This window comes from Vibrio fujianensis (assembly GCF_002749895.1).
Lineage (GTDB): Bacteria > Pseudomonadota > Gammaproteobacteria > Enterobacterales > Vibrionaceae > Vibrio > Vibrio fujianensis.
This window is the reverse complement of record NZ_NBUS01000054.1, coordinates 687,330-695,914: the sequence shown is the minus strand read 5'-3', so window position 1 is coordinate 695,914 and position 8,585 is coordinate 687,330. Positions and strand designations below refer to the sequence as shown.

The following is an 8,585-nucleotide window of genomic DNA, read 5'->3' as shown; positions in this document are numbered from 1 at the left end:
CTAATTTGGTATTTGAAAAATAAACCAGCTCTTATAGGGCTCAAATTCTTATAAAGCTGATGAAGTGGGGCTCAGCGTATTTTTCTACCTGTGAGGTCATAAAATGGACAACGTATCAGTACTGATAATATATGTATGAATAAGATCATGTTATTTATTCGCCTTAACCACTAGTATCGTACTCATAACGATAACGTTGATGAGTTCTCCGCAATGCTTCGAATGATTAACTTAGAAATTAAAACCGCGTTGCTATTCGCGCTTGGATTAATCGGTGTTGTCCTGAGTAGCTTATTGCTGACGCGGTATTTTTTTCTCTATAGCCTTGATGAGTTAGAGAACATAGAAGTGCATCGCGCTAGTCATCAAGCTTTATCGGTGATTGAGTCTTTAGTTCAAAGGCAAGAAGATACATCCTATGATTGGGCATATTGGGATGAGTCCTATAGGCTGCTAACCGACCAAGATCCCGGGTATGCTGAACGAAACTTAACTCCAGAGGGATTAAGTGCCCTGAGCTTAGATTTGATGGCTTTTATTCGGCCTAATTACTCCTTGATGCTGGCCTATAATCAAACCAATGATGGGGCAAAACAAGCTGAAATGTTATTGCAAGCGCAGGCTATCTCTTCTTATTTGCAACACATGAACACTCAGCCAGATGCTAAAAAAACCAGTATGGCAAGCTTAGTTCGAATCGATCAACAGTTATGGGTGGTCAGCTTGACGGCGGTAAGAAACAGTGAAGGCAATACTGAATCGGTCGGTTGGATGCTATGGGGGCAAAACTTAACAAATCGTTTTCCTCAGCATTATGAGGGAATTTTAATGGCCGATAATCAACTATTAATCGACGATCAAAGTCTCTCGTTTTGGTTATCGCCTCAACAAAATGAGCATGATCACGGCCTGATTGAACGCACGGGCCAACATTTGACTCATCACAGCTTCATCACGGACCGTCTCAATAATACTATCGCGATTTTAAAAACCACTGAACCGAGAATTTACTTTCAGCGGGCGAAAAGTGTGTTTATTTTACTCATTGTAGTGATGCTCATCGTCACGAGCGCAATTGCCTGCATTATGTACGGTATTTTTTGGGTCACAGTGAGTCGACGCTTTAGCTACTTCGAAAAAGGCATGAAAAATTTACTGAGTACCGTTGAGGCCCCCAAAAGAAGCCGACATACCGACGAGTTTGACCGTATTACGCAATGGGTAAAAACACTAGCCCATGCTTCTTCGCAAACAGAAGAAAAGCTACAAGAAACCTTACAAAAATTTGACGCGCTTTATCATAGTCATAGCGTCGGGATGATTTTGTTGACTGATAAAGTGATTGTCGATGCCAGTCCAACCGTGCTGATTTTACTGGGTTATCAACGTGACAAGCTGATTGGCCAGCCATTGAGTACCATTTGTGGCTGCGAAACAGAACAGTGTGGGATAGAGCCGCTATACCAATCAATAAATCAAGCGCAATGCCATTTTGAAACGATCCTGAAGCGTTACGACGGAACAGACATTGCTTGCTCTGTTGAAGCTGCGTTGCTAGACGATGACGAAAATACATCTGTCCTATTATCGATAAAAGACATCAGTGAACAAAAACGCCAGGCGGAAATCATTGAAACCCTAAAGCAGCGAGATCCTGTTTCTGGTTTGCTGAATAGACAAACTTTCATCCAGCGAATTCATCAACGTATTCAGCAGCAAGGGCCTCCGTTTAATGTATTGTATCTGTATGCTTCACGCTTAAAAGAGATCGATGAAGTCTATGGCCATGATTACTACGATCGGCTAGTGCAGCATTTAGCGACAACGTTGAAACAGTTTTTCCCAGAGCTGGAAATTGGCCGAATTAGCGAACAAGAGTTTATGATTTGTGCTGAGGAGCCAATTCAGTATTTAGAAACGGAAGGTGGCCGGATATTAATGGAATATCGGCAAAAGATCACCTTAGAAGATATTGAATGTGAAATAGGTTTGAAAGGCGCGCTATTATCTTCCGCCATGGATTTTGAGAGCTTTGAAAATTTATCACATACTGGGTTTTATGCAGTCACGCATGGCTCTAGTGCCTACTCATCCGTCGTTAAGGTTAAACCTGAACATTTTACCCGCGCGCAAGAGCTATTAGTGCTTAATCGAGATATTATATCGGCATTAAAAAATGGTGAAATTACCGTACATTATCAGCCGATAGTCAAAGCGTCTACTGAGCAATTAATTGGTTTTGAGGCATTGGCACGTTGGAGGCATCCGACCTTAGGTATGATCTCGCCAGCAGTATTTATTCCGTTAGCCGAGCAGCGCAAATTGGTCGTCGAATTGGGTGAGCAAATTATTGATAAAGCGTGTCAATTTATCCAACACTTTCAACGGATGGGCCAAACCCCTTCATCGCGTTTAACGATTCATGTCAATATATCTAGCCCACATTTTCACCATAACAGCTTGGTCGAAACACTCCAAAAAGCGATCGAGGCTTATCAATTGCTTCCTGGCCAGTTGGTTCTTGAATTGACGGAAAGTATTTTATTAGGAGCGGAAGACGATATCATTCATCGGATGAAAACCATTAAAGCCTTAGGAGTTCAACTCGCACTCGATGATTTTGGTACCGGATATTCGTCGTTTAGTTCGCTTTGTAATTTCCCATTAGATATTGTGAAATTAGACAAATCTTATATTGATGGTTTAGAAACTAACAGTAAGGCCCAAAGTATCATCAGAAATATTATCCATATGGCACAAGAACTCGGCATGACGACCGTGGCAGAAGGGATTGAAAGTGTATCACAACTGAGAACATTAACCGCTTGGAATATTGATGAAATTCAAGGTTACTATTTTTATAAACCAATGAGTAAAGAGCAAGCTTTTAAACAATTCCCCTTAAATTAACGCCACGCTCTGTTTTGTATTAGAACTAATATCAACAGATCCTAAGCGATTACGCCATGGATAACATCAGCCGGTCGTTTGAATCCGCTCTTGTTTCGTCAGCTCGACTCTACCTTTCTTATCAGCTTCAAGACTGTGGTTAGGGTGATTTTTGGCGACCGAAGTTTTTGGTGTTACTGGGTTTCAGCCTCACCGTTGCTTGAGCTTGCAACGGCTTAGCTCTCATTTTTAAACGTTCATTTAACGAGGCCTTTGGTTTGTGCTGCTCTGTCGCGCTATTATGCTTATCTATGCAGTGCGCTCCTTATCTCGTGAGCTGGTGAGATAAATCAACTGATTGCACTACATTTCTTCCCATCCCCAGAAATCACTATAGCTCTTTTCCCCTTTGGAGCTTTATGAAAGAGAGAAGTTACGACCGATATAAGTTTGAACGGCTAACTTGCCATCCTTTTATCGAAAATATGACACCGTGGGAGCGATGCTGATGAATGAAGTAAACCCGAGTGAATTTTATATAGCCCATCCCGATAGTGAGCAAGGACACCACCAAAGCGTTTATGCTCACTTAACAGCGGTGAGCGAATTAGCTGGCAGGCTTGCTGAAAAAATAGGTTTTGCCGAACAAGGGCAACTGATTGGCTTAATGCATGACTTTGGCAAATACAGCAGAGCATTTCAAGTTTACATGCGGCTGATTATTGCAGAGCAAACGGGCTATAACCCAGATAATGATGAGGGGAGTTCTGAAAATTCAAGCAGCAAAAGCTTAAAGGGGAAAATTGACCACTCAAGTGCAGGTGCACAATGGGTGATTAATACACTGTTGCCTCATCTAAATCATTTACAGCAACAAGACCAAACTCTTATTCCTTACGGGTTAGCCATTGCTCAAGCACTAAGTCTGTGTATTGCCTCGCACCACAGCGGGTTGATTGATAGCTTGTCAGAAAATGAAAACGTTTTTGCAAACCGGATTAAAAAGCATGATGAACTAACCCATCAAAAAGAATGCACTAAAAACGCAGATCCTGATTTACTTTCACAGGCGCAGTCACTCGCAAGTTTTGAATTTCTTTTAAAAAGCAGCTGCAACCTTAAAAGTATGTTTGATCGATACGGACTTTCAGCTATTGAGCATGATTACTACCTTGGCATGTTTACAAAAATGTTGTTTAGTTGCCTAATTGATGCCGACCGAATTGATAGTGCCGACTTTGAGCAGCCAAGCAATAAACCTGAGCGTTTTAAGCAACCTAATTGGGCGTCTGCTTGCGATCAAATTGAAAGCTTTATTGCACAGTTTGAGCCAGTCAATCCCATCGATCATATTCGTGCTGAAATATCAGACAACTGTTTTAATCGCGCACAAGGTGAAACAGGCATTTACAGTTTGACTGTCCCAACGGGTGGTGGAAAAACTTACGCTAGCCTGCGCTTTGCACTGCATCACGCTAAAAAACATAATCTTGATAGGATCATCTACATCATTCCGTTTACCTCAATTATTGAGCAAAATGCCAATGCCATTCGTGAAGTTTTGGGTGAAATAGACTCAGATGATTGGGTATTAGAGCACCATTCAAATTTGGAGCCAGAGCAACAAACGTGGCGTTCAAAACTGGCATGCGAAAATTGGGATAAGCCCATCGTGCTCACCACCATGGTACAGTTTCTTGAAAGTATGTTTGCAAGCGGTACGCGTGGGTCAAGGCGGTTACATCAACTTAGTAATGCGATACTGGTGTTTGATGAAATCCAAACACTCCCTATTCGTTGTGTTCATTTATTCAATAACACCATTAACTATTTAACGCGGTTTTGTAACACCACGGCGGTAATGTGTACCGCGACCCAGCCTTTACTCAATCAGTTACCCGAACAAATCAAGCCGTTTGGCGAATTGCAATTACCGCTAGAAAATGAACTAACCCCTAATATTGAAAAGCTTTATCAACAGCTAGAACGAGTGAGAATAAAAAACGTTACCAAAAAAGAGGGTTGGAATGAGGTCGAAATTACTGAACTAGTACAACAGCAATTATCAGCGGTACAAAGCTGTTTGGTGATTGTAAATACCAAAGTTTGGGCAAAGAAACTGTTTCAAGCATTGCAAAGTCAAGTTCTTGATGGGACGAAAATATTCCATTTAAGTACGGGCATGTGTTCGGCTCATCGCAAGCAAATTCTAGATGAAGTTAGAGCGCGGTTATCAGGCAGGTTGGCCACTTTATGTATCAGTACTCAGCTTATTGAAGCAGGTGTTGATGTTGATTTTGGCTGCGTTATCCGTTTTGTCGCTGGCCTTGATTCAATCGCTCAAGCTGCTGGGCGTTGTAATCGAAATGGCAAACAAAAAAGGGGGCATGTGTTCGTGCTTAACCCTGTCGAAGAAAATGTCGGTATGCTACACGATATTAAAACAGGCATTGCTGCTTCAAACCGAATATTCACCGAATTTACCGAACAAGAGCTGCTTAAACCGCAAGCAATGAGTCAATATTTTCAATACTACTTTTATGAGCGCCATAAAGAGATGAGCTATCCGGTTAAGCAAGATCAAAGCTTACTTAACTTGCTAAGTAGTAATCAAAGAAATATCAATAAAACACCGTTTGCACTGAGACAGTCTTTCATGACTGCCGCGAAACAGTTTAAAGCCATTGATGCACCTGTGCATTCCGTGATCGTGCCATTTAATGAAGAAGCGCAAAGCATAATCACACAATTGTGTGCGCTTGATAAGCGCTTTGATGCGGCAAGTTACCGCGGCTTATTAAAGGCTGCACAAAAGTACAGTGTGAATATTTTCCCTAATGTATGGCAAAAACTCACCGATCAGCAGGCGGTGTACCCAATAGCTCAAGACGAAGCTGTGTTTTATTTAAGTGAAGAATTTTACAGTCAAGATTTTGGTTTGAGCTTAGAAGTAACAAATACTCAGCAAGATTTAATTTTTTAAATGCAACCATGTTTTTAACAAGGAGAGCCATGTGAAAAACAGTATTAGTTTTAGATTATGGGGCAGGTATGCGTTATTTACTGACCCCATAACGAAAGTGGGAGGTGAAAAGTGTACTTACCACATTCCTACTTACGAGGCGATTAAAGGGATTTTAAAATCCATCTACTGGAAACCAACCCTTATTTGGCATGTTGATAGAGTCAGGGTAATAAAACCACTGCGTACCCAAACGAAAGGAACAAAGCCGTTGAACTGGGGAGGTGGTAATACTTTGGCGTATTACACCTTTTTACATGACGTTGAGTACCAAATTGAAGCCCATTTTGAGTGGAATGAACACCGACCTGAATTAGCGAAAGACCGTGTTGACGGTAAGCATTTTGCCATTGCTAACCGCATGCTGGAAAAAGGCGGACGACAAGATATTTTTCTAGGTACCCGCGATTGCCAAGCTTATGTTGAACCTTGTGTTTTTGGGGAGGGCAAAGGGGCTTACGATGATATTGATGAGCTGGGTTTTGGCTTAATGTTCCATAGTTTTGGTTACCCTGATGAAACAGGCAACAACGAACTAATTAGCCGATTCTGGCATGGGGTAATGAAAAACGGCGTCATTGAATATCCTCATGTAACAGCATGCCCAGTAACGCGTCACGTGAGAAAAATGGACGCAAAACGTTTTGAGCTTGAACAAAATCTGCAGGGTGTTGAGCAAACGGAGAGTATCTTATGACTTGGTTAACGACGCTCTATAAAACCTACGATGAGCTTGAAAAGCTCAATGAGATGCTGCCATTTGAACAGCAAGTGATGCCGATTTGTCATACCCTTCAAAATGCCCACATACATATTGTGATAAACAATCAAGGTGAATTTGTTCGTGCTGAAGTACTCGAAAAAGCGCAAATAGTCTTATCTGCAACGGAACAATCCGCAGGGCGAAGCAGCGGTTTATGTGCACATGCATTGGCAGATAAAATTCAATACGTTGCGAAAGATTACGCTGATTACGGTGGTATTAAAAAGTCTGGCTTTGAGTTGTATCAAGCGCAATTAAAAGCTTGGTGTGACTCAGAGCATGGCCACCCAGCAGTGCGTGCTGTCTACCAATACATAGAGAAAGGCACTGTGGTTGCAGACTTAGTCGCTGAAAATGTGCTACATGAACAAGATGGGCACTTGCTGACGAAGTGGCAAGATGACGGTGAAGCTCCTGCGTTATTAAAAATCCTGCCGAAAGAAAAAGGGTTGTTTGATCAAGGTTCTGCGCTAGTTTGTTGGAGTGTAGAAACTCCTGGTGAACCACAATCAAAAACTTGGCTTGATCCAAGTATCCAGCAAAGCTGGATTGCTTTTGATAGCCAAAATGGTGATAGCACAGCCATGTGCTACGCCACTGGTGAAGAAAAACTGGCTGCGAGCAACCACCCAGCGAAGATACGTCATAGTGGTGATAAAGCTAAATTAATCTCTGCCAACGATAAAAGCGGTTATACCTTTCGAGGTCGTTTTTTATCCAATGAAGAGGCTTGTAACATTAGTTTTGAAGTGACACAAAAAGCGCACAATGCACTGCGTTGTTTGTTAACTAAGCAAAGTGTTTTTAGAAATGGCGATCAAGTTTATTTAGCTTGGGCGGTATCAGGCAAAGAAGTTCCAAAGCCTACCGAACTAGACTTCAGTGACTTTGCCAGTTTGTTAGAAGAAACAGATAGCGTAGATCATACACAGGATTTAGGTCGAGCTTACGCCAATCAATTAAAGCGTTACTTTAACGGTATAAAAACGAAAAACCAGTTGGATGACAATGAGCAAATTGCACTGCTCGGGCTAGATTCTGCGACGCCCGGACGAATGGGTATTTTGTATTACCGTGAAACTATAGCCAAAGAGTTTTTAGCGCGATTAGAGCAGTGGCAGCTCGATCTGGGTTGGCAGCAGCGAGTCAAAATAAACGAACAGTGGCAATGGGTTTATAGTGCCCCGAGCTTATTTCGAGTGCTTGATGGTGTATATGGTGATGTACTTAAATCTGCTGACACCTTAAAGAAAAACCTCATTACCCGTTTATACCCCTGTATCGTTGAGGGTAAACCCATTCCTCAAGACATCATGCACAGTGCGTTTCACCGTGCAATTAACCGCGTTGCCTATAAATCCGATCAAACTTGGCTTTGGTTGCAAAATTTAGGTATTGCCTGCTCACTGATCAAAGGTTTTTACATCCGAACAACCCATTCAACTATTCAAAAGGAATACCCAATGGCATTACAACAAGATAATGCCAGTCGCGACTATTTGTTTGGTCGTTTACTGGCGGTGGCTAACAAGATTGAAAAAGTGGCGCTCTCAAGTAGTGAAGCAAATCGTTTAACCACGGCAGAGCGTTTTATGACGCAATTTGTGAATAGACCCGCTTCAACGTGGCTAAACATCAGCAATGCCTTAGTACCGTATCAGCAAAGACTGTTTAATAACTACCAAGGATACGACAACGCAACAAAAGCACTGCTTATGCAAATAACCGATAGGTTTAATCCTGCCGACTTTACCTCAAACCAAAAACTGACCCCTGAATTTTTGCTTGGTTTTCACAACCAAATGATGTGGCTAGAAACTCATAAAGTAGAGAAAGGCCAATGGGTTAAGAAAGTGAATGACGAACAAGTTCAAGAAAACTTAGAAGAAACAGTTTAAGAAAAGGAATATC

At 41.8% G+C, this 8,585-nt stretch carries 4 protein-coding genes; all 4 read left to right on the top strand.

Annotated elements, in window-relative coordinates:
• Positions 1–213: 213 nt before the first annotated feature.
• Positions 214–2,910: an EAL domain-containing protein gene (locus tag B7C60_RS16290; RefSeq protein WP_099612548.1), complete on the top strand. Its 2,697-nt coding sequence runs from the start codon at positions 214–216 to the stop codon at positions 2,908–2,910.
• 487 nt (positions 2,911–3,397) lie between these two features.
• Positions 3,398–5,872: a CRISPR-associated helicase/endonuclease Cas3 gene (locus B7C60_RS16285; protein WP_099612547.1), complete on the top strand. Its 2,475-nt coding sequence runs from the start codon at positions 3,398–3,400 to the stop codon at positions 5,870–5,872.
• Positions 5,873–5,903: 31 nt separating this feature from the next.
• Complete coding sequence (gene cas5c, locus B7C60_RS16280; protein WP_099612546.1) at positions 5,904–6,608, top strand: type I-C CRISPR-associated protein Cas5c; 705 nt, start codon at positions 5,904–5,906, stop codon at positions 6,606–6,608.
• On the top strand, positions 6,605–8,572 hold the full coding sequence (gene cas8c, locus B7C60_RS16275; RefSeq protein WP_099612545.1) for a type I-C CRISPR-associated protein Cas8c/Csd1: 1,968 nt from the start codon (positions 6,605–6,607) through the stop codon (positions 8,570–8,572). Before cas5c ends, cas8c begins: the two co-directional genes overlap by 4 nt.
• The last annotated feature ends 13 nt before the right edge of the window (positions 8,573–8,585 follow it).